The 24012-nt window shown below is 63.4% G+C and carries 21 protein-coding genes and 2 tRNA genes; 8 read left to right on the top strand and 15 right to left on the bottom strand.

All coding sequences use genetic code 11. The annotated features are described in order from the left end of the window. Positions 1 to 12: 12 nt before the first annotated feature. From R2N16_RS20305 to phaC, 8 genes are all read right to left on the bottom strand, one after another. Positions 13 to 747 (bottom strand): hypothetical protein, encoded by a 735-nt coding sequence (locus R2N16_RS20305; protein ID WP_316667964.1) that lies wholly within the window; start codon positions 745 to 747, stop codon positions 13 to 15. Further along, positions 722 to 1906, bottom strand: coding sequence for a beta-ketothiolase BktB (gene bktB, locus R2N16_RS20300; protein WP_316667962.1), 1185 nt, complete (start codon positions 1904 to 1906; stop codon positions 722 to 724). Before bktB ends, R2N16_RS20305 begins: the two co-directional genes overlap by 26 nt. 87 nt (positions 1907 to 1993) lie before the next feature. Continuing rightward, the gene (rimO, locus tag R2N16_RS20295; RefSeq protein WP_316667960.1) at positions 1994 to 3355 is read right to left on the bottom strand and encodes a 30S ribosomal protein S12 methylthiotransferase RimO; all 1362 of its coding nucleotides are present in this window, start codon (positions 3353 to 3355) and stop codon (positions 1994 to 1996) included. A gap of 66 nt (positions 3356 to 3421) precedes the next feature. Next, positions 3422 to 4402, bottom strand: coding sequence for a tRNA dihydrouridine synthase (locus R2N16_RS20290; RefSeq protein WP_316667958.1), 981 nt, complete (start codon positions 4400 to 4402; stop codon positions 3422 to 3424). 198 nt (positions 4403 to 4600) lie between these two features. Beyond that, a complete protein-coding gene (gene phaR / locus R2N16_RS20285; protein WP_004627096.1) occupies positions 4601 to 5155 on the bottom strand; it encodes a polyhydroxyalkanoate synthesis repressor PhaR in 555 nt (184 codons plus the stop codon). Positions 5156 to 5560: 405 nt separating this feature from the next. After that, positions 5561 to 6301 (bottom strand): 3-ketoacyl-ACP reductase, encoded by a 741-nt coding sequence (locus R2N16_RS20280; RefSeq protein ID WP_316667956.1) that lies wholly within the window; start codon positions 6299 to 6301, stop codon positions 5561 to 5563. A gap of 123 nt (positions 6302 to 6424) precedes the next feature. Continuing rightward, positions 6425 to 7606: an acetyl-CoA C-acetyltransferase gene (locus R2N16_RS20275; RefSeq protein WP_316667954.1), complete on the bottom strand. Its 1182-nt coding sequence runs from the start codon at positions 7604 to 7606 to the stop codon at positions 6425 to 6427. Positions 7607 to 7695: 89 nt separating this feature from the next. Continuing rightward, positions 7696 to 9489, bottom strand: coding sequence for a class I poly(R)-hydroxyalkanoic acid synthase (phaC, locus tag R2N16_RS20270; protein WP_316667952.1), 1794 nt, complete (start codon positions 9487 to 9489; stop codon positions 7696 to 7698). A 270-nt stretch (positions 9490 to 9759) separates the two neighbouring features. Here phaC and R2N16_RS20265 point away from each other — a divergent pair, with 270 nt between their 5' ends. Next, entirely contained in the window at positions 9760 to 9996 is a 237-nt protein-coding gene (locus R2N16_RS20265; RefSeq protein ID WP_316667950.1) for a hypothetical protein, read from the top strand. Between the two features lie 4 nt (positions 9997 to 10000). Here R2N16_RS20265 and pgeF read toward each other — a convergent pair whose 3' ends face one another. Further along, positions 10001 to 10810: a peptidoglycan editing factor PgeF gene (gene pgeF / locus R2N16_RS20260; protein ID WP_316667948.1), complete on the bottom strand. Its 810-nt coding sequence runs from the start codon at positions 10808 to 10810 to the stop codon at positions 10001 to 10003. Continuing rightward, complete coding sequence (locus R2N16_RS20255) at positions 10794 to 11906, bottom strand: RluA family pseudouridine synthase (protein WP_316667946.1); 1113 nt, start codon at positions 11904 to 11906, stop codon at positions 10794 to 10796. Before R2N16_RS20255 ends, pgeF begins: the two co-directional genes overlap by 17 nt. A gap of 15 nt (positions 11907 to 11921) precedes the next feature. On the opposite strand from R2N16_RS20255, the gene R2N16_RS20250 reads away from it, so the two are divergent. Then, on the top strand, positions 11922 to 12779 hold the full coding sequence (locus R2N16_RS20250) for an outer membrane protein assembly factor BamD (protein WP_316667944.1): 858 nt from the start codon (positions 11922 to 11924) through the stop codon (positions 12777 to 12779). A gap of 70 nt (positions 12780 to 12849) precedes the next feature. Here the strand turns inward: R2N16_RS20250 and yoaA are convergent, their stop codons facing one another. The 3 genes from yoaA to R2N16_RS20235 all read right to left on the bottom strand — a co-directional run bounded on the left by yoaA (position 12850) and on the right by R2N16_RS20235 (position 16078). Further along, positions 12850 to 14991, bottom strand: coding sequence for a DNA repair helicase YoaA (gene yoaA, locus R2N16_RS20245; RefSeq protein ID WP_316667942.1), 2142 nt, complete (start codon positions 14989 to 14991; stop codon positions 12850 to 12852). Positions 14992 to 15075: 84 nt separating this feature from the next. Next, positions 15076 to 15279, bottom strand: a complete 204-nt coding sequence (locus R2N16_RS20240; protein WP_027681294.1) for a DUF465 domain-containing protein — start codon at positions 15277 to 15279, stop codon at positions 15076 to 15078. Positions 15280 to 15313: 34 nt separating this feature from the next. After that, a complete protein-coding gene (locus tag R2N16_RS20235; protein WP_316667938.1) occupies positions 15314 to 16078 on the bottom strand; it encodes a hypothetical protein in 765 nt (254 codons plus the stop codon). A 110-nt stretch (positions 16079 to 16188) separates the two neighbouring features. Here R2N16_RS20235 and R2N16_RS20230 point away from each other — a divergent pair, with 110 nt between their 5' ends. Both R2N16_RS20230 and R2N16_RS20225 read left to right on the top strand, forming a co-directional pair. Continuing rightward, positions 16189 to 18522 carry a Tex family protein gene (locus R2N16_RS20230; RefSeq protein WP_316667936.1) on the top strand — a complete coding sequence of 778 codons (2334 nt, stop codon included), beginning with the start codon at positions 16189 to 16191 and terminating at the stop codon, positions 18520 to 18522. A gap of 188 nt (positions 18523 to 18710) precedes the next feature. Beyond that, on the top strand, positions 18711 to 19148 hold the full coding sequence (locus tag R2N16_RS20225; RefSeq protein ID WP_316667934.1) for a hypothetical protein: 438 nt from the start codon (positions 18711 to 18713) through the stop codon (positions 19146 to 19148). Positions 19149 to 19234: 86 nt separating this feature from the next. Here the strand turns inward: R2N16_RS20225 and R2N16_RS20220 are convergent, their stop codons facing one another. Continuing rightward, a complete protein-coding gene (locus tag R2N16_RS20220) occupies positions 19235 to 21136 on the bottom strand; it encodes a potassium transporter Kup (RefSeq protein WP_316667932.1) in 1902 nt (633 codons plus the stop codon). Between the two features lie 390 nt (positions 21137 to 21526). Between R2N16_RS20220 and R2N16_RS20215 the strand changes: the two genes are divergently transcribed. Further along, complete coding sequence (locus R2N16_RS20215) at positions 21527 to 21766, top strand: hypothetical protein (protein ID WP_316667930.1); 240 nt, start codon at positions 21527 to 21529, stop codon at positions 21764 to 21766. Positions 21767 to 21781: 15 nt separating this feature from the next. Here the strand turns inward: R2N16_RS20215 and R2N16_RS20210 are convergent, their stop codons facing one another. Further along, positions 21782 to 22816 (bottom strand): quinone-dependent dihydroorotate dehydrogenase, encoded by a 1035-nt coding sequence (locus R2N16_RS20210; protein ID WP_316667928.1) that lies wholly within the window; start codon positions 22814 to 22816, stop codon positions 21782 to 21784. Between the two features lie 230 nt (positions 22817 to 23046). Between R2N16_RS20210 and R2N16_RS20205 the strand changes: the two genes are divergently transcribed. The 3 genes from R2N16_RS20205 to R2N16_RS20195 all read left to right on the top strand — a co-directional run bounded on the left by R2N16_RS20205 (position 23047) and on the right by R2N16_RS20195 (position 24007). Then, positions 23047 to 23123: transfer RNA gene (locus tag R2N16_RS20205), tRNA-Met, on the top strand. Between the two features lie 27 nt (positions 23124 to 23150). Continuing rightward, positions 23151 to 23227: transfer RNA gene (locus R2N16_RS20200), tRNA-Met, on the top strand. Positions 23228 to 23419: 192 nt separating this feature from the next. Continuing rightward, on the top strand, positions 23420 to 24007 hold the full coding sequence (locus R2N16_RS20195) for an NUDIX hydrolase (RefSeq protein WP_316667926.1): 588 nt from the start codon (positions 23420 to 23422) through the stop codon (positions 24005 to 24007). Positions 24008 to 24012 lie beyond the last annotated feature (5 nt).

The following is a 24012-nucleotide window of genomic DNA, read 5'->3' as shown; positions in this document are numbered from 1 at the left end:
ATTTCCGGCGGCCTACCAGTGCGCACTTGATCGCGCTGGATTGCCGGATGGTGGCGCAACCTGACCCGGCGCCGCAGGCACGAGTGGCGCGGCGGGCACGGCGGCATTGCTATTAGCTGCGGCATCGTACGGCGGAATCACGACCACCGCGACGGGCCGCAGCAAAAAGGGCAGCGTACGGCCGTCGTGGGCCACGTCCGTCCACGTGCCGCGCACAATGCCGCGGCCGTCGATGGCGCCTTCCCAGGTGCCGGTGACGTGTGTACCGTCGTCGGACTCCTCCATGAGAAAGCCGCCGTTTTCGTATTCGCCGGTCACCAAGCGCACGCCCGCCGCATTGCCCGCGACGTATTCGCCGTGGACGCTGTCGATTTCACCGGTCTTGCGGCCAAGCCGCATGTGGATCGGCATGTCGCCGATCACCCCGGTATAGACGGGGTACTTTGCGTAGTCGGGCTGCGGCTGCAACACACGAAGTGGCGCGGTCTGGGCGGAGAACCCGTTGTCGCCCCCTTTGGCCTGAGCGCGGCGCTTGTCGCCATCGGCAACCGCGCGGTTCAGGCCCAAGTCACCCGGCTGCACGTTGGTGCTGCCGGTCGACACGTCGTAGCCGTTGTTGGCGGCCGGCGTCTGCGCAGACACCGGTGCCAGACCTGCGGCCAGCACCAGCGCAAGCAGCGCGCCGGTTGGCCGAATCAGGCGTTCAATCGAGAAAATGCGTTCAGATGCGCTCGAACACCGCCGCAATGCCTTGTCCTCCACCAATACACATGGTCACCAACGCGTAGCGACCACCGATGCGCTGCAGCTCGTGCAGCGCCTTGACGGTGATCAGCGCACCCGTTGCACCGATCGGGTGGCCCAGCGAGATACCCGAGCCGTTCGGGTTGACCTTGGCCGGGTCCAGGCCGAGTTCCTTCGTCACGGCACACGCCTGAGCCGCGAAGGCTTCGTTAGCCTCGATCACGTCCAGATCCTTGACCGACAGGCCTGCGCGCTCCAGCGCCTTGCGCGTGGCCGGCACGGGGCCGATCCCCATGATCTTCGGGTCTACACCTGCATGGCCGTACGACACCAGTCGTGCCAACGGCTTGAGGCCGCGCTTTTCGGCCACTGAACGCTCCATCAGCACCAGCGCCGCGCCCGCGTCGTTCAGGCCCGAAGCGTTGCCAGCCGTGACCGTGCCGTTTTCTTTCGTGAAGACCGGCTTGAGCTTGGTCATGTCGTCGATGGTCGCGTCGTGACGGACGTGCTCATCGGTATCGAACTGGATATCGCCCTTGCGCGACTTGATCGTCACCGGAACGATCTGGTCTTTGAAGTAGCCGGCCTGGATGGCGCGCGATGCACGCTGGTGCGATTCCAGCGCAGTCTGGTCTTGCTGTTCGCGGCTGATGCCGAATTCGCGGGCGACGTTTTCTGCCGTCACACCCATGTGGATCGTGTGGAACGGGTCGTGCAGCGCCCCAAGCATCATGTCGACCATCTTGGCGTCGCCCATGCGCGAACCCCAGCGGGCGGCGGGCGCCAGGTACGGAGCGCGGCTCATGCTCTCCGCGCCGCCGGCGATGGCGATATCGGCGTCGCCCAACAGCACGGTTTGCGCGGCGCTCACCACGGCCTGCAGACCCGAGCCGCACAGGCGATTGACGTTGAATGCGGGCGTCTCGGCCGAGACACCGCCGTTCACAGCGGCCACCCGCGAGAGATACATGTCGCGTGGCTCGGTGTTGATCACGTGGCCAAACACCACGTGGCCGACCTCCTCGCCCTTCACGCTGGCGCGGGCCAAAGCCTCGCGCACGACGAGCGCGCCCAGTTCGCACGGCGCCACATCCTTCAGGCTGCCGCCGAATGTCCCGATTGCGGTACGAACGCCGCTGACCACCACCACTTCACGTGCCATTGCTGTCTCCTGTGCCATCGAAATTGGATGGCGGCCAGTATAAACGCACGACCGTTCGCAAAATTTAGGTACGACTACCTAAGTGGATCAGACCTCGCCCCACAGGTCATGGCCATCCGCGCCGGTAATCTTGACCGAAACGAAATCGCCCGCCTTGTAGCGCTTGTACGGCTTCGACGGCGGCGCGATATAGACCAGACCGTCGATCTCCGGCGCATCCGCCGACGAACGGCCGATGCCGCCGTCCTGATTCACTTCGTCCACGAGCACGCGCAGCGACTTGCCAACCTTGCGCTGCAGACGGCGGGCAGACACGCGCTCGGCAACTTCCATGAAGCGCGCGCGGCGCTCCTCGCGCACCTCATCGGGCAGCGCGCCCGGCAGGTCGTTGGCGGTGGCGCCCTCCACGGGCGAATACGCGAAGCAACCCACGCGATCGAGTTCCGCTTCGGCGATGAAGTCGAGCAGCGTTTGGAACTCTTCTTCCGTTTCACCCGGGAAGCCCGCGATGAAGGTGCTGCGGATGGTCAGCTCCGGGCACACCTCGCGCCAGGCGCGGATGCGGTCCAACGTCTTCTCGGCATTGGCGGGGCGCTTCATGCGCTTGAGCACGTCGGGGTGGGCGTGCTGCAGCGGCACGTCCAGATACGGAAGGACTTTGCCTTCGGCCATCAGCGGCATCACCTCATCCACGCTCGGGTACGGGTAGACGTAATGCAAGCGCACCCAGGCGCCGTATTGCGACGCCAACTCGCCAAGCGCACCGACCAGCTCGGTCATGCGCGTCTTCAGCGGGCGGCCGTTCCAGAAGCCCATGCGGAATTTGACATCGACGCCATAAGCGCTGGTGTCCTGCGAGATGACGAGCAGCTCCTTGACGCCGGCCTTCAGCAGGTTTTCCGCCTCCAGCATCACTTCGGCCACCGGGCGCGAGACAAGATCACCGCGCATCGACGGGATGATGCAGAAGCTGCAACGGTGGTTGCAGCCTTCAGAAATCTTCAGATACGCGTAGTGCTTTGGCGTGAGCTTGATGCCCTGCGGCGGCACCAGGTCGACGAACGGGTCGTGCGGCTTGGGCAGGTGCGTGTGCACGGCTTCCATCACCTCGCCCAGCGCGTGGGGGCCCGTCACTGCCAGCACCTTCGGGTGCACGCTGGTGATGATGTCCTGGCCCGCGGCGTCCTTCTTGGCACCCAGGCAGCCGGTCACGATCACCTTGCCGTTCTCGGCCAGCGCTTCGCCAATCGCATCCAGGCTTTCCTGCACAGCCTCGTCGATGAAGCCGCAGGTGTTGACGACCACCAGGTCCGCCCCGCCGTACGTGCCGGAGATCTCATACCCCTCCGCGCGCAGTTGGGTGATGATCTGCTCGGAATCGACCAAGGCCTTGGGACAACCGAGACTGACGAACCCCACCTTGGGGCTCTGGGTACTGACGTCGGACATGGGAACAACCTGATGTGGGAGAGGATGTGCACTGTGCACACGGGGTGCACCGCGCGGTTGCGTATTTTAACCGTTCGCAGCGCCTGGGCGGCCAAGCCGAAGCTGCATCTGTTCAATCACGCGCTCGATTTCCAGCGCATCCTGCAGCCTGCGGATCGCGTCGTGCAGCTCTGCGGCCTGCGGCCACGTCCGTTTCAGATAACTGAGCCACAGTTTGACGCGGCCATGCTCATGCTTGGCCGAGATGCGCGCGTGCAGCTTCTTCAGATAATCGGCGAGATAGCCCAGCACGATCGGCCATTCCGCCGCAGACGGCGCTTGCTCCATCTGCCCGCGAATGCGCTGGGCCAGGAATGGGTCGGACACGGCGCCACGCCCGATCATCACGTCATGACAGCCGCTGACGGCGCGGCAGCGCTCCCAATCGGCCACGCTCCAGACTTCGCCATTGGCGGTCACGGGGATGCTGACGGCGTCGGCGATACGTGCAATCCAGTCCCAATGGGCGGGGGGGCGGTAGCCGTGGTCCCGCGTGCGGGCGTGCACGACGAGCGATTCGGCCCCGCCTTCCGCCAGTGCCGTCGCACAATCAATCGCTCGGGACGTATCTGAAACGCCGAGCCGCATCTTGGCCGTCACCGAAATGTTGGCCGGCACCGCGGCCCGCACGGCGTGCACGATGTCGTGCAGCACTTCTGGCGTGGCAAGCAGCATGGCGCCGCCGCCGTGGCGGTTCACCACCTTGGCCGGGCAGCCGAAGTTGAGGTCGATGCCATGCGGCGTCAGGGTCGCCGCGTACGCCGCATTGCGGGCCAGCCATTCCGGATCGCTGCCGAGAAGCTGGATGGTCATCGGCGTGCCGCTGGCGGTATAGCCGCCGTTACGGATCTCGGGCGTCTCACGTTCGTAGGTGCGCGCGGGCAGCAATGAACCCGTCACCCGGACAAACTCGGAGACGCACCCGTCGTAGCCGCCTGCTTGAGTCAGCACGTCGCGCATGACGTAATCCGCAACCCCTTCCATCGGGGCAAGCAAAAGGCGGCTCATGCGAAAACGGAAGACAGCCGGCGCGCAGGCCGGGGGCGGACATCAAACATGGGAGACCGAAGCGGGAATCGTGATCGTTGGAGAGGCGTTCACCTCACCTGAAGGACCCGCATTTTACCTTGCCGCCCTCACCTGCGCGTGCCCAACAAAAAAGGCGAACCGCCACGCGATTCGCCTCGTTTTGCCAGCCCGCCGAACTTACTTCTTTTCGGGCGGCTGGTTGAACGGGAATGTCCCGAACATGTTCTTGGCCTGGCTCTGCATCTGCTCCTGCATCTGCACGAACAGGTTTTTGCTCTGCTCGATGTAGTTGCTCATCATGCCTTGCATCATCGGCCCCTGCATGTTCATGAACTGCGACCACATGTCAGGGTTGAAGGTGTTGCCGCTGTACAGATCCTTCGAGTTTTCGGCCAGCTTGCTTTGGATGTCGACAAACGCCTGGATGTTCTTTTCCAGGTACGTGCCCATCATGCCCTGCATGGCGTTGCCATAGAAACGGATGATCTGAGCGAGCATCGCGCCGGAGAACATCGGCACGCCGCCGGTTTCCTCTTCCAGGATGATCTGCAGCAGGATACTGCGGGTCAGGTCTTCACCGGACTTCGCATCGACGACGCGAAACTCCTCGGTTTCCATCACAAGCTGCTTGACGTCCGCCAGTGTGATGTACGTGCTGGTCTGGGTATCGTAGAGCCGGCGGTTGGGATATTTCTTGATCAGCCGTTCGGTGCCCTTCTTGCTGGTGGCCATCGTGCCTTTCCGTGTTGGCGATGCTGCTGCGGTGCAGCCGATGCAGTGCGAAATGACTGCATCGAGCAATGCAGCAAAATACGCGGTTGCCCGGCTGTTCCGATCTGCGCGCGAATGCTGCATTCAAGAGCAGCGCAGATGCATCCGGTTATGATCGGACGCCCCGTGTCTCCCTGCGGAGCGCCTCCGTGGTTGGATTCTATGCGGATCGCCCTGCAAAGAAAAGGCGACCTCCCCCGGTAAAAACCCGCAGCATTTTGATGCGACTCACGCACTCGCGCAATTGCCCGGAGAGCACGCGAAAAGCCTGCTGCGATGCAATCGAGCATCGCAGCACGCAGGCAAATCAAGGGGGAAATTGCTGCACCCATGCTGCAGCATCGCCGCAGCATGGGCGTGGGGGCGTCAGCCCATGTGCAGGCCGCCGTTGAGGGAGAAGTCCGCGCCGGTGGCGAAGCCAGATTCTTCCGATGCCAGCCATGCGCAGATCGAGGCAATCTCGTTCGGCTCGCCCAAGCGCTTGACCGGGATCGTGCCGACGATCTTGTCGAGCACATCCTGACGAATCGCTTTCACCATGTCGGTGGCGATGTAGCCGGGCGATACCGTGTTGACCGTCACGCCCTTGGTGGCTACTTCCTGCGCCAGCGCCATCGTGAAGCCATGCAAGCCAGCCTTGGCCGTCGAGTAGTTGGTTTGGCCAAACTGCCCCTTCTGGCCGTTCACCGACGAGATGTTGACGATACGGCCCCAGCCACGATCCGCCATCCCGTCGATGACCTGCTTGGTCACGTTGAACAGCGAAGTCAGGTTGGTGTCGATCACCGCATCCCAATCGGCGCGGGTCATCTTGCGGAACACCACGTCGCGCGTGATGCCGGCGTTGTTGATCAGGACATCCACCTCGCCCACTTCCGCCTTGACCTTGTCGAACGCGGCTTTGGTCGACTCCCAATCACCGACATTGCCCTCGGACGGCACGAAATCGAAACCAAGCGCCTTTTGTTGTTCGAGCCATTTCGCCTTGCGCGGCGAGTTCGGGCCGCAGCCTGCGACAACGGTGAAACCGTCGCGCGCCAAGCGCTGGCAAATCGCCGTTCCGATACCGCCCATGCCACCGGTGACGTATGCGATGCGTTTGGTCATGTCCACTCCTAGTCCTTGTTGTTAGAACCGCCCGGCCTCTTGCCGGGCAGCAGATGCTCAGGTGTCTCGGATTGGCGTGTGCGGCTTTCGTTCCACATCACGCCCAATCCCACTGCAAAAAGCTTACGGACGCTCAACCGCCAGCGCCACGCCCATGCCGCCACCGATACACAGCGAGGCCAGGCCCTTCTTCGCATCGCGCTTCTGCATTTCGTGCAGCAGCGTGACAAGGATGCGGCAGCCCGACGCGCCGATCGGGTGACCGATCGCAATCGCCCCGCCATTGACGTTGATCTTGGACGTATCCCAGCCCATCTGCTGATGCACTGCCAGCGCCTGAGCGGCAAACGCCTCGTTGATCTCCATCAGGTCCAGGTCACCCACCGACCAGCCGGCGCGCGACAGGCAGCGCTGCGACGCCGGTACCGGACCCATGCCCATGACCTTCGGGTCCAGGCCTGCGCTCGCGTAAGAGCGGATCGTGGCCAGCGGCGTCAGACCCAGCGCCTTGGCCTTGGCGGCCGACATCACCACAACAGCGGCGGCGCCATCGTTCAGGCCCGAGGCGTTGGCCGCCGTCACTGTGCCTGCCTTGTCGAAGGCGGGCTTCAGGCCAGCCATCGATTCGAGCGTAGCGCCATGGCGAACAAACTCGTCCTGCGCGAAGGCGATCGGGTCGCCCTTGCGCTGCGGGATCAGGATCGGAACGATTTCGTCATTGAAGCGGCCCGACTTCTGCGCAGCTTCGGCCTTGTTCTGCGAAGCCACGGCAAACTCGTCCTGCGCCTCTCGCGTGATGCCGTACTCCTTGGCGACGTTCTCAGCCGTGATGCCCATGTGGTACTGGTTGTAGACGTCCCACAGCCCGTCCACAATCATCGAATCGATGAGCTTGGCATCGCCCATGCGGAAACCGTCGCGCGAGCCCGGCAGGACGTGCGGCGCAGCGGACATGTTTTCCTGGCCGCCGGCCACGACGATCTCGGCATCGCCCGCAATGATGGCGTTGGCAGCCAGCATCACGGCCTTCAGGCCCGAGCCGCACACCTTGTTGATGGTCAGGCCAGGCACCATGTTCGGCAGCCCAGCCTTGATGACGGACTGGCGTGCCGGGTTCTGGCCCGAGCCCGCCGTCAGCACCTGGCCCATGATGACTTCGCTCACCTGGTCCGGTGCCACCTTGGCGCGCGCCAGCGCTTCGCGGATAACGGCCGCGCCGAGGTCAGGCGCAGCGATCTTCGCCAGCGAACCACCAAACTTGCCCACGGCGGTGCGTACCGCCGATACGATCACAACATCGGTCATTTGCTTACCTTCCACTTTCGAAAGAGAGGGTCGTCGGACACCGTCAGCGGCCGAAGCCGCGACGGCAACGGGGGGTCATGCGCGCGATCTTACGCTTTCTGTTTGACGTAGCGGCCAGGTGCCGGCTCGATGGCCGGGTAGTCCGCATTGCCGTAGCCCTTGGGTGCAGACTTCTGCGCGCCTGCATGCGACGCCAGCCACAGTGACCAATCCGGCCACCAGCTGCCCGGATGTTCCTTGGCGCCCTCGAACCATGCATCGGCGGTCTCGGGCAGCTTGGCGTTGATCCAGTGCGAGCGCTTGTTGGCCGAGGGCGGGTTGATTACACCTGCGATATGTCCGGAGGCGCCCAACACGAAACGCCGCTTGCCCTTGAGCAGCGGCACAGAGCCATAAGCCGACTTCCACGGGACGATGTGGTCTTCACGGGAACCGTAGATGTAAACCGGCACGTCGATCTTGCCGAGATCCACCGGCGTGCCGTTCACCTTCAGCTTGCCCGGCGTTTTGAGATCGTTCTGCAGATACGTATGGCGCAGATACCAACAGTACCAGGGGCCCGGCAGGTTGGTGGAATCGCCGTTCCAGTACAGCAGGTCGAACGGCGCGGGCGTCTTGCCCTTCAGGTAGTTCTCGACAACGTAGTTCCAGACCAGATCGTTCGGGCGCAGGAACGAGAATGTGTTTGCCAGCTCCACGCCACGCAGCAGGCCCGGGCCGGTCGGCGCGTTGGTGCCGATGGTCTTCTCGCGCATTTCCACCTGGGCCTGATCGACGAACACGTCGAGAATGCCGGTGTCCGTGAAGTCGAGCAGCGTGGTCAGCAGCGTCAGGCTCGCGGCCGGATGTTCACCGCGCTCGGCCAGCACCGCCAGGGCAGTCGACAGGATCGTGCCGCCTACGCAAAAGCCCAGCACGTTGATCTGATCCTGCGCGGAGATCTCGCGTGCAACGCGAATCGCCTCGATCGCGCCGCCTTCGATGTAGTCGTCCCACGTGCGGGAGGCCATGCTCGCGTCCGGATTGCGCCACGACACCAGGAACACGGTATTACCCTGCTCCACCGCATAGCGCACGAGCGAATTGGCCGGCTGCAGATCGAGGATGTAGTACTTGTTGATGCAAGGCGGCACCAGCAGCAGAGGGCGCGCATACACCTTGGCCGTCAGCGGCTTGTACTGAATGAGCTGGAAGTAGTCGTTCTCGAAGACGACGGCGCCTTCGCTGTTGGCGACATTGCGGCCGATCTCGAACGCCGTTTCGTCCGTCTGCGATATCTTGCCACGCTCCATGTCCTGCAGCATGTTCAGGATGCCGGTGCGCAGGGATTCGCCACGCGACTCAATCAGCTGCTTCTGCGCCTCGGGGTTGGTCGCAAGAAAGTTAGACGGCGACATGGCGGCCGTCCATTGCGACACGGCAAAACGCACGCGCTCGCGAGTTTTGGCGTCCGCCTGCACGGCGTCGGCCATTTCCATCAGCGTGCGAGCGTTGAGCACGTAGAACGCTGCTGCATAGCCATAGAGCGGGCTCTTGCGCCACGCATCGTTCGAGAAGCGACGATCCGACGGGGCCACGGCCTCGGCGCTTTCGCCAGTGCTCATGTGGCGCCAGATCTGGAGCCATTCTTCGAGATATTTCTGCTGAATTTCGGCCAGCCGCTCGTGCGGGATCAGCGCGAAGGGAGCCTCCCCTTCGCCCATCGCGGCACCGTTGAACTGACCAAGACCCGATGCCGCGGCGCCGGGTTGAGCGAAGGCGCCCGCAAAGGCTTGCCATTGCTTGAACTGCTCTGCCCACTGCTTAGGGTCCGACAAGCCCTGCCAGGGAGCTTGAGTGTGGGCGCTAGATGCTTTGGATGATGCCGATTGACGCGATGCCATAGTGCCCTCGATCCGACGATATGCGCCGCTCCGGTTGGAAAGGCGGCGCAACTCGTAGTATTGCGGGGCATTGTTGCCTTGCCGTTTCAAGGCTGTCAATCGGAGTTACCGGATGATCGACCGGAAACCCAGGCCCAGAAAGGGTTTTGCCACATTCACCGAAAACGGCGCCCACCGAATGGCTAAGCGCGGAGCCGGGGCTATGGTCCAATCTGCACAATTTCGTGCGAGACTGCCGCATTGCGCCAACGCCGGGCACTGCTTTTTTCCATGTATATCGTCGCCATCGCCTGGCTCTACGTCGTGCTGATGATGTCCTTGACTGAGCAATCTTGGATTGCCGGCATCGGCACGTTTGTCTTCTACGGCGTGGCGCCGTTGTCGCTCTTCCTGTGGATTGTCGGCACGCCGGCACGCAGGCGGCGCCGGAAAGCCCAGGAAACCGAACGCGACAAGGCGGACACTCCCCCCACATTGCGCAGCAGCAAAGGCGACGGCGCCGTCTGAACGCTCACGCCGCGCGCCAGATCAGTGTGGCCATGCGGCCCGTGGTACGTTCCCGGCGGTACGAATAGAAGCGCTCGGCGTCCGTCATCGTGCACAGGCCGCCGCCGTACACCTCGGTACAGCCGGCGCGCGCCAGCCGCAGCCGGGCCAACGTATACAGATCGGCGAAGAACTTGCCAGCAGATGCGCCCCTCACGAACGCGGCTTCCGTGGCAGGGAGTTCGCCGGGACCAGCAGCGTCGATAAAGGCTTGGCGCACTTCCGCACCCACTTCAAAGCACGATGGTCCGATGGCTGGCCCCAGCCATGCCAGCCACGTTGGATCGGCTTCCTGGCCGCTGGCGCGCAGCCGCTGCATCATGGCATCGAGCGTGCGCTCGATCACGCCGCCACATAGTCCACGCCAGCCCGCATGCGCCGCGCCCACGGTGACGCCGCGCGCGTCGCTCAGCAAGACAGGCAGGCAATCGGCCGTCATGACCACGCAGACGCGATCCCACCAGGACGCCACCGCCGCATCGGCGACCACAGGCGATGACGTGCCGACGAGTTGATCAAGATCAGCCACGCCGGTGCCGTGCACCTGCTCCATCCACGTCGGCTCGAGGGGTAGCGCTGCACGCAAGATGCGGCGATTCTTGTCAACGGCTTCGGGCGCGTCACCCACGTGCTGGCCGAGGTTCAGACCCCCCGGCAAACCACCGGCCAATCCGTAAGGCCCCGTGCTGACGCCACCCAGCCGGGTCGTGGCCAGCGCTTTGACATGCGGATGCGCAGGCCAGTCGGGGACGATCCAATCAGTTGACATCGGCATCGGGGTCCAGGTCGAGGGCTTCCAGCAGAGCGGCGAAGTCGTCGGGCACGGCCGCTTCCCAGTGGACCGATTTGCCCGATGCGGGATGCACGAGCCCCAGGCGCACCGCGTGCAGCGCCTGCCGCGTAAAAGGCACCGGCAGCGGCGCCTTGATCGTCTGCGGCTGGCCACGGCGGAAGTTGCGCGTGTACACCGGATCGCCAAGCAGCGGATGCCCCTCCGATTCAAAGTGCACACGAATCTGGTGTGTACGACCGGTCTCGAGTTGGCAGCGCACCAGCGACACCTGAGCGCGCCCGAGGTCCACCACATCCAGCGTCTTGAAATGCGTGCGCGCCGGCTTGCCGCTGGCCGTCTCGATGATGGCCATGCGCGTGCGGTCACGCGGGTCGCGGCCGATCGGAGCGTCAATCGTGGCCTCTTCCGGCGTCTCGCCCCACACGAGTGCGAGATAAGTCCGCTTGACGGTACGTGCCTGCAATTGGCGCACGAGGTCGGTCTGTGCGGGCAACGTACGGGCGACCACCATCAGGCCGGAGGTGTCCTTGTCCAGGCGGTGGACGATGCCCGCGCGCGGCAACTCCACGGCATCCGGATAGCGATGCAGCAGGCCGTTGAGCACCGTGCCGCTCCAGTTGCCCGCGGCCGGATGCACCACGAGCCCGGCAGGCTTGTTGATGACGAGCAGCGTGTCGTCTTCGTACACCACATCCAGATCGATGGGCTCGGCAACGAAGGCGTTTTCGTCGGCCGCCCGTTGCGGGACAACTTCGATGCGGTCCCCGCCTGAGATGGCCGCACGCGGGCGCACCGCCTCACCACGCAGGCGTACCGCACCGGCGTCGATCCATTGCTGCAAGCGGCTGCGCGAATAGTCGGGCAGCAGCTTGGCGAGCGCCTTGTCCAGGCGCTCGCCGTGCATGGATTCTGGAACCTCGACGATGATCGGCTCGACTGCCTGGGCCGCTGCGGCGGCTGGCAAATCGAGCGCCTCATCATCGAGGGCGTCTTCCGTCTCCTGCACAGTGAGGGAAACGTCAGCCAGTGCGTCGTCTGACACAGGGCTTGGGCTATAATGCTTGATGCGATTTTTCATTCAGAAAAGGTGCCCATGTCGGTCACGAGCGTAAAGCAGGCGCGTATTGGCAGTCGAATCGGCAGTCGAATCCGCGCACACATTGGAGCAGCGTTGGTGGCAGGCGTTGCATGCCTGGCTATCTCGGCCTGCGGCATCCTGCCGGAACAGCAAGACGAAACCGCTGGCTGGTCAGCTAACAAATTATATTCGGAAGCGAAGGACTCGCTCGATGGCGGTGACTACGCCAAGGCGGTCAAGTACTACGAAAAGCTCGAAAGCCGCTATCCGTTTGGTCCGTACGCCCAACAGGCCCAGATCGAAACCGCCTACGCCAACTACAAGGATGGCGAGACGGCTGCCGCGCTGGCTGCGGTGGATCGCTTCATCCAGTTGCACCCGAATCACCCCAGTGTTGATTACGCCTATTACCTCAAGGGCCTGATCAACTTCAACGACAACCTGGGCTGGCTCGGCCGCTTCTCGAACCAGGACTTGAGCGAGCGCGACCCGAAGGCCGCCCGCGCTGCGTACGACGCATTCAAGACGCTGATCACGCGTTTCCCGAACAGCAAGTACACGCCGGACGCCACCCAGCGCATGCAGTACATCGTGAACGCGATGGCCGAGCATGAAGTGGGCGCCGCGCGCTACTACTACCGCCGTGGCGCCTATCTGGCTGCCGTCAACCGCGCACAGGACGCCATCAAGGATTACGACCGCGCCCCGGCTGTGGAAGAAGCGCTGTACATCATGATGAAGTCGTACGAAGCGCTGGGCATGAAAGACATGCGCGACGACACCGAACGCATCATCAAGCAGAACTACCCGAAAAGCGATTTCCTCGCCTACGGCCAGCGCAAGAAAGACAAGCCCTGGTACCAATGGTGGTGAGCAAGGCTTGAACATCACAGCAAAAAAAAAGCCCGGTCGATTGGCCGGGCTTTTTGTTTGTGAGCGCGGATCAGTTTTCCGTATCGCAGGCAGGCGGATCGTCGGAAGCGGGCCGCAGAGAGCGAAGGAACTCGGCAGCCGTCTCGGCCTCGCGCGTACGCTTGAACGGCGGCAGGCTCTGCCAGATCTGGCGACCGTAGTTCTTCTCGACCAGCCGCGGGTCGCAGATCATCAGCACGCCGCGATCGGTCTCCGAGCGAATCAACCGTCCAGCACCCTGCTTGAGCGTGATCACTGCGTGCGGCAACTGGTGCACGGCAAACGGGCTCAGCCCCTTTTTCTCCAGCGCCTCCATGCGGGCGCTCAGTACCGGATCATCGGGCGGGGCAAACGGCAACTTATCGATCACGACCAGCGAGAGCGCCTCGCCGCGCACGTCCACGCCCTCCCAGAAACTCTGGCTGCCGATCAGCACGGCATTGCCGAGCACACGGAAACGGTCCAGCAGCTCCGTACGGCTGGCCTGGCCCTGCACGAGCAGCGGGAAATCCCAACCGCGTTGCGCGAATTCATCAGTCAGCCGTTCGGCCGCGCGGTTGACGGCGCGCAGCGTCGTGCATAGCAGGAATGTCTTGCCGCCCGCCGCTTCGATCAGCGGCAAGGTGGCGTCGAGTACCGCATCGGTAAAGCGCGGATCGCTCGGCTGCGGCAGATCGCGCGGCACATACAGCAAGCCTTGCGATGCGTAGTCGAACGGGCTGTCGAGCGTCATCGAGCGATCACGATCAAGGCCCAGCTGCGCGGCGTAGTGCGTGAAGTTGCCGCGCACCGAAAGCGTGGCCGAGGTAAAGACCCACGCGCGCGGCTGTCCGGCACGCTGGCGCGAAAAGATCGGCGCGATCGACAACGGCGTCAGATGCAATTGCACGGCGTTGGCGAACACCTCGACCCAGCGCACACGTTCGTCGGCGGGGGCCGCGTTCTCGCTCTCCTTGCTCTCGTCGCCACCTTCTTTCTTCGGTGCCTTCGGCGGCTTGGGGTCAGCCCACGCCTCAAGCTTCTCGCACAGTGCCACGGCGCGGCGGTGGCATTGCTCGATGGTCTCGGCGCGTTCAGCCTGCGCCTCCAGCGCGCCGGTAAAGTCGGAAAGCGCCTGCTCCAGCTTCGGCAGCACCTCGTAGAACGGCTTGGCGAGTGCCGCATCATTGTCGATCTGCTTGATCGACAGGCGCGAGCCATCCTGGCGGAAGACCAGGCGCAAATCACGCGCGGCACGCTCCAGCGGCGCGGCAATCGCAACCCAATCCACCGCATCGCGTGCGTGCGAAAGGCCTTCGGCCACGCTGTCGCGCGCGAGTTCGAGAATCTGGTTCGTGGAGAGGGTCTCTCCAAAGAACAACGTGGCGGTTTCGGGCAGTTGATGGGCTTCGTCGAAGATGATCGTATTGGCGGCCGGCAGCAGTTCGGCCATGCCGGTGTCCTTCAACATCACGTCCGCAAAGAACAGGTGATGGTTGACCACCACCACGTCGGCCTGCTGCGCCTCCTTGCGGGCGCGCATGACGAAGCAGTCCTTGTAGTACGCGCAGTCCGAACCCAGGCAGTTGTCGCGCGTGGACGTGACGAGGTTCCACACTGGCGCGTTCTCGGGCACGCTGGCGAGTTCGGCCTTGTCGCCCGTCTTCGTGGTCTTCAGAAAGAGGTTGATCTGGCGCAGCCACGCGGCGTCCTGCCGCGAAGAGAGGCGCCCGTTCTGCGACGTGCGCTCCACGTGGTAATGGCAGACATAGTTGGCGCGCCCCTTGAGCAACGCCACCGACACCGGCGCATTCAGCGCCTTGCGCACCGTCGGGATGTCGCGCAGGAAAAGCTGGTCCTGCAGGTTCTTCGTCCCGGTGGAGAGGATGACCTTGCCGCCCCAGAGCATCGCCGGGACAAGGTAAGCGTAGGTTTTGCCCGTGCCCGTGCCGGCCTCGACGATTATCGAGTCGGCGGCTTCGATGGCATTGGCCACGGCCTGCGCCATCGTCAGCTGCGCACTGCGGGGCCGGTAGCCGTCGATACCCTTGGCCAGCGTGCCTTCATCGGCGAACAGCGTCGCCAGCTCGGCATGATGGGCATCGGCAGGTACAGAGGCAGGCGGAGCCGAAGCGTCGCGGGTGTCGGCGTTGGAATCAGCCGACGGCTCGGCCAGCGGGGAAAGCGAAGTCAACGCGGAATCCGTGGGATCAAATGACGGAGGCCGCACGTGATTGCGGCCTCTCAGGATGAAAATCGAACCAACTTTGGGCAGGCGCTAAGCCGGCACGTCCGGCTCAAGCTGCAACTGTAGCAGGGTGATGGTGTCCTTGAGTTTCAGACGGCGCTTCTTGAGACGGCGCAGCTGCAACTCGTCGTGATCGGCTGTAGCCGCCAGCCGGTCGATCAGGAAATCGAGATCGCGGTGCTCGATCTGCAATTCAATGATGCGACGCGAGATCGTATTCAGATCGCTGTCCATCGCTCTCCTCCGGAAACCCGGCCCTGGCTGAAGTTTAGAACCCCAGCGGACTGGTGTTGTTCTGGTTTTGCTCGTTGCGGCGCTTGGTTTGTTCGCGGCGCTCTTCCAGTTCCTTCTGGCGCTTGGCGGCGTCTTGCTGCTTTTCCTGGAACTGCTTGGCGCTTTCGGCACGCTTGGCGGCGTTTGCAGCGCCCTGCTCCTGTGCGGCCTTCAGCTTGGCGTCGTAATCGGATTGCTTCTTGGCCGCGGCCTGCGCGTTGGCGGCGCGCTGCGGCGCTTGCGCCTGGCGCTGCGCTTCATTCAGGCGCTGTTGCTCCTGCTTGCTCGCAAAATCGGTTCGATTCTTCTGCTCGGTGGCTTCGCGCTGCGGGCGCTCGGCGTTGTACTGGGCCTCGCGGATGGCGCGCTCCTGGTCGCGGCGGGCAGCGCGGTCGGCACGCTCGGCCTCGTCCAGTGCCAACTCGCGTTCGCGGATGGTGTGGAGTTCCGTGCGGCGCACATCCTTGGCTTTGTCGATGCAGCGTGTGACGAGGAATTTGTCGTAGCAAGCGCGTTCAGCCTCGGCGTAACGGTATTCGGCCCAGGTTTTGGCGCTGTTGATGCGATCGTGCTCGGCGCCGAAATCGGGCTGTGTGGCAGGCACCGCGGCAGCCGGCGCAGCGGCGGGCTGAGACTGGCCCCATACAGGCGCGGCAAGCAGCGCGAAACTCAGTATGGACGCCGGCAGAACCAGACGGGAAGCGCGGCGCGCAGCAGCGCGGCGACGGGCAGAAAACGGGAGCGTAGGCATAACGCGCATTTTATCACCGCGCCTGTGCGGCAAACGTCGCGCGGCCACGGATTTCAGCTCAGGGACAGGGTTCGCGTTGTGGCAAAATGCGCGGCTTTCCATCGCACTCTCTGGAAGCAATGACTGATTCCGTGTTGCAGAAGATCGTCTCCCGCATCGCCACTGAACTGGCGGTCAGGCCGCAGCAGGTTGCCGCCGCCGTGCAACTGCTGGACGAAGGCGCCACCGTGCCCTTCATCGCACGTTACCGCAAGGAAGTGACGGACAACCTGGACGACACGCAACTGCGCAACCTGGAAGAGCGCCTGCTGTACCTGCGCGAACTGGAAGACCGCCGCGCGGCCATCCTGGCTTCCATTGAAGAGCAAGGCAAGCTGACCGACGCCCTGCGCGCCGCCATCGAGGCGGCCGAAACCAAGCAGGTGCTGGAAGATCTCTACCTGCCCTACAAGCCCAAGCGCCGCACGCGCGCCCAGATCGCCCGCGAATGCGGCCTGGAGCCGCTGGCCCAGGCGTTGCTGGCCGACCCGACGCTCGACCCTCAAACCGAAGCCGCCAAGTTCGTCAACGGCAATCCGACTGCCGATGGCGGCGTGCCCGACGTGAAGGCCGCCCTGGATGGCGCGCGCGACATCCTGTCCGAACAGTTTGGCGAAACGGCCGAGCTGCTTGGCAAGGTGCGCGACCACCTTTGGAATCAAGGCCAGGTTTCGTCGACGGTGGTGGAAGGCAAGGAAACTGCCGAAGAGGAAAAATTCCGCGATTACTACGCGTACAGCGAGCCGATCCGCAACGTACCCTCGCACCGTGCGCTGGCGCTGTTCCGCGGCCGCAATGCAGGCGTGCTGTTCGTGAAGCTCGGTTTGGGCGAAGAACAGGACGCGCTGAACCCGCACCCGTGCGAAACCATGATCGCGCGCCACGTCGGCATCGAAAACAAGGGCCGAGCGGCTGACAAGTGGCTATCGGACGTGTGCCGCTGGTGCTGGCGCGTCAAGGTCCAGCCGCATATCGAAACCGAACTGCTCACGCAACTCCGGGAATCGGCCGAAGCCGAGGCGATCAAAATCTTCGGCCGCAATCTGCACGACCTGCTGCTGGCCGCGCCGGCTGGCCCGAAGGCCGTGATGGGCATCGATCCGGGCATCCGCACGGGCTGCAAGATCGCAGTGGTCGACCACACCGGCAAGCTGCTCGAAACCGCCACGATCTACCCGCACGAACCGCGTCGTGACTGGAACGGCTCGCTCGCGACGCTGGCACGCCTGGCCAAGCAGCACGGCGTGGCACTGGTTTCCATCGGCAACGGCACAGCGAGCCGCGAGACCGACAAGCTGGTGCAAGACCTGATGCGCAACGCTCCGGAGCTGAAGCTCACCAAGATCGTGGTGAGCGAGGCCGGCGCGTCGGTATATTCGGCGTCGGAACTGGCCGCCAAGGAATTTCCGGAGCTGGACGTGTCGCTGCGTGGCGCGGTGTCGATCGCTCGTCGCCTGCAAGACCCACTGGCCGAACTGGTGAAGATCGACCCGAAGTCGATCGGCGTCGGCCAGTATCAGCACGACGTGAACCAGCGTGAGCTGGCCCGCGCGCTGGACGCCATCGTCGAGGATTGCGTCAACGCGGTCGGCGTGGATGTGAACACCGCCTCTGCCCCGCTGCTGGCGCGTGTCTCGGGCCTGAACTCGATCCTCGCCAAGAACATCGTCGAGTATCGCGATGCCAACGGCGCGTTCGCCAACCGCGATGCGCTCAAGAAAGTGCCGCGCCTGGGCGACAAGACGTTCGAGCAGGCCGCGGGCTTCCTGCGCATCAATGATGGCGACAATCCGCTCGATCGTTCCTCGGTGCACCCGGAAGCGTATCCGGTGGTCAAGCGCATTCTGGACAGCATCAAGAAGGGCATCGGCGACGTGCTCGGTAACCGCGAGGCACTGCGCGGCCTGACCGCCCGCGAATTCACCGACGAGAAGTTCGGCCTGCCGACCGTGGTCGACATCCTTTCCGAATTGGAAAAACCCGGCCGTGACCCGCGCCCCGAGTTCAAGACGGCGACGTTCCAGGACGGCGTGGAAGACATCAAGGACCTGCAGCCCGGCATGGTGCTCGAAGGCGTGGTGACGAACGTGGCCGCGTTTGGCGCGTTCATCGACATCGGCGTGCATCAGGATGGTCTGGTACACGTGTCGGCGCTGTCTACCAAGTTCGTGCGCGACCCGCACGAGGTGGTCAAGCCCGGCCAGATCGTCAAGGTCAAGGTGATGGAGGTGGACGTGAAGCGCAACCGCATCGGCCTGACGATGCGCCTGTCCGACGAGCCCGGCCAGGCGCCTGCACGCACCGGCGGCGGTGATCGTCCGAGCAGTGGCGGCAATCGCCACGGCGGCCAGCAACGCCGCGCACCGGAACCGTCCGGCGCCATGGCAGAAGCCTTCGCCAAGCTCAAGCGCTAACGCACGTTCTGTTTAGCGAAACCCGCCCAGTTTTCAGACTCGGCGGGTTTTTTCATGCTTGGCGCAGCCGTTACAAGTCCTTACGCGCATGGATCTTTCCTAACACTCGCGCGTCGCCGATTCGTCTTTTCGGCCCGTTAAGGAGACACAGGCACACACCGCCTGGCACACCCACGAGGAGAAACTCCATGAAGACGAGCCACACCCTGATTGCTGCCCTGCTTGCTGTTGCCGGTACCGCTGCTTTCGCGCAAACCACGCCGCCAGCTCCTGTGTCGCCTGTCACGCAAATCCAGCAAGACAACCAGAAGATCCATCAGGACAACCGCGACATTCGCCACGACCGTGCCGACATCGGCAAGGACAAGGCTGCCCTGGCTGACGAACGCGCCGAGCGCAACGCCGCGCAACGCCGGGAAGACCGCGATCTGGCCAATGGCAACGTCAAGGGCGCCGAATACTGGAACAAGCAACGCGCTCAAGACCAGCATCAGGTCAACGTCGAGCGCCACGATCTGCACCAAGACCGCAAAGACCTGCACGCCGACGTCAAGGACCGCAACCACGACGTGCACGCGCGCAACCACGAAGTCCACAAGCGCGACCGCGACGCCTCGAAGATCTAACCCAGGCGTCGCTCGACCCGCAAATAAAAAAACGGCCCGTGCGTCTCTCTCGCACGGGCCGTTTTGTTATGCAGCGATAGGGTCGATCAGATCTCGACCTTGGTGCCCAACTCCACCACGCGGTTCGCAGGGATGTGGAAGAAGTCCGACGGCTTGGCGCCGTTCTGATGCATCCACGCAAACAGGCGCTCCCGCCACATCGACATGCCCGGCAGCTTGGACGGCACCACCGATTCGCGCGCGATGAAGAACGACGTATCCATCAGTTCACAGCGCGTGCCGATCTGCGGCTGCCCCAGTTCGAGCACACGGTACACGTCCGGCGTTTCCTTGAAGCCGTATTCCGCCTTGACGATGTAGATGCCGCTGCCCAGGTCGCGCACGGACACGCGGCGCTTGTCGTCTACGTAAGGAATATCGCGCGTGACGAAGCTGATGAAGATGACGCGCTCGTGCAGCACGCGGTTGTGTTTCAGGTTATGCAGCAACGACACCGGCACGAATTCGGTATTGCCGGTGAGGAAAACCGCCGTGCCCTCGACACGATGCGGCGGATGCGCCAGCAACCCGGCCAGGAACGGCTCGAGCGGAATGCCATCCTCCAGGCTGCGAGCACGCAGAAGCTTCTTGCCCTTGTACCAGGTCATCAGCAGGAAGAACACACCAGCGCCCAGCGTCAACGGGAACCAACCGCCATCGCGGATCTTCAACAGGTTCGCCGCGAAGAACGCCAGGTCGACCACCAGGAAACAGAGGCTCACAAGCGTCACCAGCGCCGGGTGCCAACGCCAGACCGAGCGCATCACCACCGCGGCCAGCACCGTGGTGATGACCATCGTGGTCGTCACGGCAATACCGTAGGCCGCGGCCAGGTTGTCGGACTTCTTGAACGCGAGCACCACGCCCACCACCAGGATCAGCAGCATCCAGTTGACCATCGGCACGTAGATCTGGCCGATCTCGGCTTCCGACGTGTAGCGAATGCGCATGCGCGGCACAAAACCCAGCTGAATCGCCTGGCTCGTCAGCGAGAACGCGCCCGAAATCACGGCCTGCGAGGCAATGACGGTAGCCGCCGCCGCGAGCACCACCATCGGGAGCTGCAGCGCTTCGGGCACGGAACGATAGAACGGGTTTTCGATGGTGCTCGGGTCGGTCAGCAGCATCGCGCCCTGGCCGAAGTAGTTCACCAGCAGGCTCGGCGCCACGATAAAGAACCACGCCCAGCGGATCGGGCGTGCGCCGAAGTGGCCCATGTCGGCATACAGTGCTTCGGCGCCGGTCAGCACCAGGAACACCGAACCCAGCACGATGAACGCCTGCAGTGCGTGGTCATGCAGGAACGAAATCGCGTACATCGGGTTGACGGCAACCAGGATCTGCGGGGCCTTCACGAGATTCATCATGCCCAGCGCGGCCAGCGCGGCAAACCACAGCAGCATCACCGGACCGAACAGCTTGCCGACTACCGACGTGCCGCTGCGTTGGATGAGGAACAGCACCGCCAGAATCACGATCGTGATCGGCAACACGAACGGCGACAACGCCGGCGCAGCGATTTCAAGACCTTCCATGGCCGACAGGACCGAGATGGCCGGCGTGATCACCGCATCGCCGTAGAACATGCAAGCACCGAAGACGCCCAGCATCATCAGCAGCGACATGCGCCTGGAACTGGTATTGGCCGTGCGCAGCGACAGCGCCATCAGCGCGAGGATGCCGCCTTCGCCGTTGTTGTCGGCGCGCATGACGAACAGCACGTACTTGAGCGACACCACAATCACCATCGCCCAGAACAGCATCGAAATGATGCCGAGCACCGCACCACTGGAGAAAGGAATGCCGTGATCTGGGCTGAAGCATTCCTTGAGCGAATACAGCGGGCTGGTACCGATGTCTCCGAACACCACACCCACGGCGCCGATCACCATGGCGCGCAGGTTCACGTTGGTCTGGGGCGACCCGGTTGCTGTGAGAGCTTGACTCATGAACTTGGAAATCGGCCGAACTGCGGGCCGCTCAAAAAATAGTGCATCGCACAATGAGGGCGGATTGTACTCCCCGCCTCCGTCACGCCAACCCCTCGGGAAGGCATTCGTTGCTGCAGTGCATCACGATGCACAACCTTGCTGATAAAGCGTTCTGCGGGGCCGAAGAAACATTGCCCAAGCATAAAAACCCGAATGAATCAGATGGCGCAGCGCGCAAGCGGGCTCCTGAGCGCGCCCGCACTACGTGGGGCATGCTGTACTGCACATAGCCAAAAGTAGGACTGCATCCGACAGAACTTTGTAGGAAAATGCCTGACAAACCTTTATTGCAAACTTTGTTGAGCGACTGGCAACCAGCCGCCCGACGCTTCCGAAACGGGGACGGCATTGCCCCACTCATCCATGCGCATCTTGGGGCGATCCAAGCCTTCGCTGACTGCACTGATTGTGCTGCTGGTCGTGGCTGCCCTGTTGTTTGCGATCCCACGCATGATCCTGCCGTGGGCGCAATCAGCCTTCATGCAGCGGCTCGACCCAGTGGTGTGGGCCGATTACGCGGGCCCGTACGACTTGGCAGCCGCCGTGGTGGCGGCCAGCGCGTTCATCATCTTCCTGGTCCGCCGCTAAGCAGCCGGCGCGGCTTCAGCGCGCCAGTGCGCGAGCGCATTCCGCCACCAGCGCCGGGCCACGATAGATCAACCCCGTATAAAGCTGTACCAGCTGCGCGCCGGCATCGATCTTCTCGCGCGCATGCTCGCCGGCGAGGATGCCGCCCACGCCAATGATGGGCACCGCATCGCCCAGCAAACCACGCAAGGCGCGAATCACCCGCGTCGAGCCTTCACGCACCGGCTGCCCCGACAGCCCGCCTGCCTCCTCTGCGTGCGCCAGACCAGCCACGGCCTCACGGCTGATCGTCGTGTTGGTCGCAATCACACCATCCATCTTGTGGCGCAGCAGGGCGTCGGCAACGTTGGCAATCTGATCGTCATCCAGGTCCGGCGCAATCTTGAGTGCCACTGGCACGTAGCGCTTGTGCTGGTCCGCCAGACGCTGTTGCGCGTCACGCAGCGTACCGAGCAAGCTGTCCAACTCGCTCGCGCCCTGCAGTTGACGCAGGTTCTTGGTGTTCGGCGACGAAATGTTCACCGTCACATAGCTCGCATGCGGATACACACGCTCTAGGCAATGCAGGTAATCGTCGACAGCGCGCTCGATGGGCGTGTCGGCATTCTTGCCGATGTTCAGGCCGAGCACCCCGCCCGCCTCGCGCCACTTCGATGCCTTCACGTTATTGATGAACGCGTCGACGCCGCCGTTGTTGAAACCCATGCGGTTGATAAGCGCGTTGGCCGCTGGCAGACGGAACATGCGCGGGCGCGGGTTGCCGGGCTGCGCACGCGGCGTGACCGTGCCAACTTCAATAAAGCCGAAGCCGAGGGCGCCCAGCGCGTCGATATATGCACCATCCTTGTCCAGGCCCGCAGCCAACCCCACTGGGTTGGGAAACTTCACGCCCATCACCGTGCGCGGCTGCGGGGCCACGCGTCCACCGATGCAGCCCGAAAGCCCCATCGCGTGTGCCCGCTTGAGCTGGTTGAGCGTGAAGTGATGCGCGTCTTCCGGGTCCATCGAAAACAGCAGCGGGCGGGCAAACGGGTACAGGGCGTTGAGCACGATCGGGATCAAGAGAAGAACGCGAAAGGCCGCATTGTAAACGGCCGGGGCACCTCAATGCATCGCGCTCGCCGCTTTCGAACATTGCTGCGCACGATGTGTCCAAAGACGTGTCCGCGCTTGGCTTCGCGGGCCCGTTACATGGACCACATGCACCATCAACATGCATGTGACGCGAGAAAGGTGTTGCATTGCCGCACAAGCCTCGCTATACTCTTTTATTCGACGGACGCGGGGTGGAGCAGTCTGGCAGCTCGTCGGGCTCATAACCCGAAGGTCGCAGGTTCAAATCCTGCCCCCGCAACCAGCCAGAAGTCGAACGTGTTTCTACGGACGCGGGGTGGAGCAGTCTGGCAGCTCGTCGGGCTCATAACCCGAAGGTCGCAGGTTCAAATCCTGCCCCCGCAACCAGCCAAAGTAGAACGGCTCGCTCCAAGACCTGAGCCGAATCATCAAGCCCGCACACAGCGGGCTTTTTGCTTTTCTACGTTTCTACGCACCGTTTCGCGCGCAACTCAGTCGATACTCCCGCCCCACCCTGTACCGCGCGGGGCCGCATCGCCGCGGTGATACACTGAGACATTCCACCCGCGACGATTCCCCATGAAATTCTGTTCCAACTGCGGCCAGTCAGTCGTCTCGCGCATTCCCGCCGGTGACAACCGACTGCGCGACGTTTGCGACCATTGCAATACGATTCACTATGTGAATCCGCGCAACGTGGTCGGCACCGTGCCCGTTTGGAATGATCAGATTCTCCTGTGCAAGCGCGCCATCGAACCGCGCTACGGCTTCTGGACGTTGCCCGCAGGCTTCATGGAAATTGGAGAGACCACCGCGCAGGCCGCCAACCGCGAAACGCAGGAAGAAGCCGGTGCCAATGTGGAAATCGGCGAGCTGTATTCGGTGCTCAATGTACCGCACGTGCACCAGGTGCACCTGTTCTATCTGGCCAAGCTGAACGATCTGGATTTCGCGCCGGGCGAAGAAAGCCTTGAAGTCGCGCTCTTCAAAGAGGCCGACATCCCCTGGGATGATCTCGCCTTCCCGACTGTCATCCACACACTGCGTTGCTTCTTTGCCGACCGCGCGGCCGGCAAGCTGGAAGACGGCAGCTTCCGCCTCCACACGCTGGACATCTACAAGCCGATGCGCTCAGCGGCGATCGACACGCCGGCCACGACGCCGTAACACCC

Origin of the sequence: Ralstonia psammae (genome assembly GCF_958405935.1) — a bacterium.
Classification (GTDB): domain Bacteria; phylum Pseudomonadota; class Gammaproteobacteria; order Burkholderiales; family Burkholderiaceae; genus Ralstonia; species Ralstonia psammae.
Note: the sequence above shows the minus strand (reverse complement) of the source record. Positions and strands in the feature narration are given on the sequence as shown.

Bases quoted from the DNA above. Each gene is read 5' to 3' on its own strand.
- R2N16_RS20230 (WP_316667936.1), top strand. From the start codon at position 16,189: ATGACTGATTCCGTGTTGCAGAAGATCGTCTCCCGCATCGCCACTGAA.
- R2N16_RS20195 (WP_316667926.1), top strand. From the start codon at position 23,420: ATGAAATTCTGTTCCAACTGCGGCCAGTCAGTCGTCTCGCGCATTCCC.
- phaR (WP_004627096.1), bottom strand. From the start codon at position 5,155: ATGGCCACCAGCAAGAAGGGCACCGAACGGCTGATCAAGAAATATCCC.
- pgeF (WP_316667948.1), bottom strand. From the start codon at position 10,810: ATGCCGATGTCAACTGATTGGATCGTCCCCGACTGGCCTGCGCATCCG.
- R2N16_RS20220 (WP_316667932.1), bottom strand. From the start codon at position 21,136: ATGAGTCAAGCTCTCACAGCAACCGGGTCGCCCCAGACCAACGTGAAC.
- R2N16_RS20225 (WP_316667934.1), top strand. From the start codon at position 18,711: ATGAAGACGAGCCACACCCTGATTGCTGCCCTGCTTGCTGTTGCCGGT.
- R2N16_RS20250 (WP_316667944.1), top strand. From the start codon at position 11,922: ATGTCGGTCACGAGCGTAAAGCAGGCGCGTATTGGCAGTCGAATCGGC.
- R2N16_RS20255 (WP_316667946.1), bottom strand. From the start codon at position 11,906: ATGAAAAATCGCATCAAGCATTATAGCCCAAGCCCTGTGTCAGACGAC.
- phaC (WP_316667952.1), bottom strand. From the start codon at position 9,489: ATGGCATCGCGTCAATCGGCATCATCCAAAGCATCTAGCGCCCACACT.
- R2N16_RS20240 (WP_027681294.1), bottom strand. From the start codon at position 15,279: ATGGACAGCGATCTGAATACGATCTCGCGTCGCATCATTGAATTGCAG.
- R2N16_RS20235 (WP_316667938.1), bottom strand. From the start codon at position 16,078: ATGCGCGTTATGCCTACGCTCCCGTTTTCTGCCCGTCGCCGCGCTGCT.
- bktB (WP_316667962.1), bottom strand. From the start codon at position 1,906: ATGGCACGTGAAGTGGTGGTGGTCAGCGGCGTTCGTACCGCAATCGGG.
- R2N16_RS20265 (WP_316667950.1), top strand. From the start codon at position 9,760: ATGTATATCGTCGCCATCGCCTGGCTCTACGTCGTGCTGATGATGTCC.
- rimO (WP_316667960.1), bottom strand. From the start codon at position 3,355: ATGTCCGACGTCAGTACCCAGAGCCCCAAGGTGGGGTTCGTCAGTCTC.
- R2N16_RS20290 (WP_316667958.1), bottom strand. From the start codon at position 4,402: ATGAGCCGCCTTTTGCTTGCCCCGATGGAAGGGGTTGCGGATTACGTC.
- R2N16_RS20275 (WP_316667954.1), bottom strand. From the start codon at position 7,606: ATGACCGATGTTGTGATCGTATCGGCGGTACGCACCGCCGTGGGCAAG.
- R2N16_RS20280 (WP_316667956.1), bottom strand. From the start codon at position 6,301: ATGACCAAACGCATCGCATACGTCACCGGTGGCATGGGCGGTATCGGA.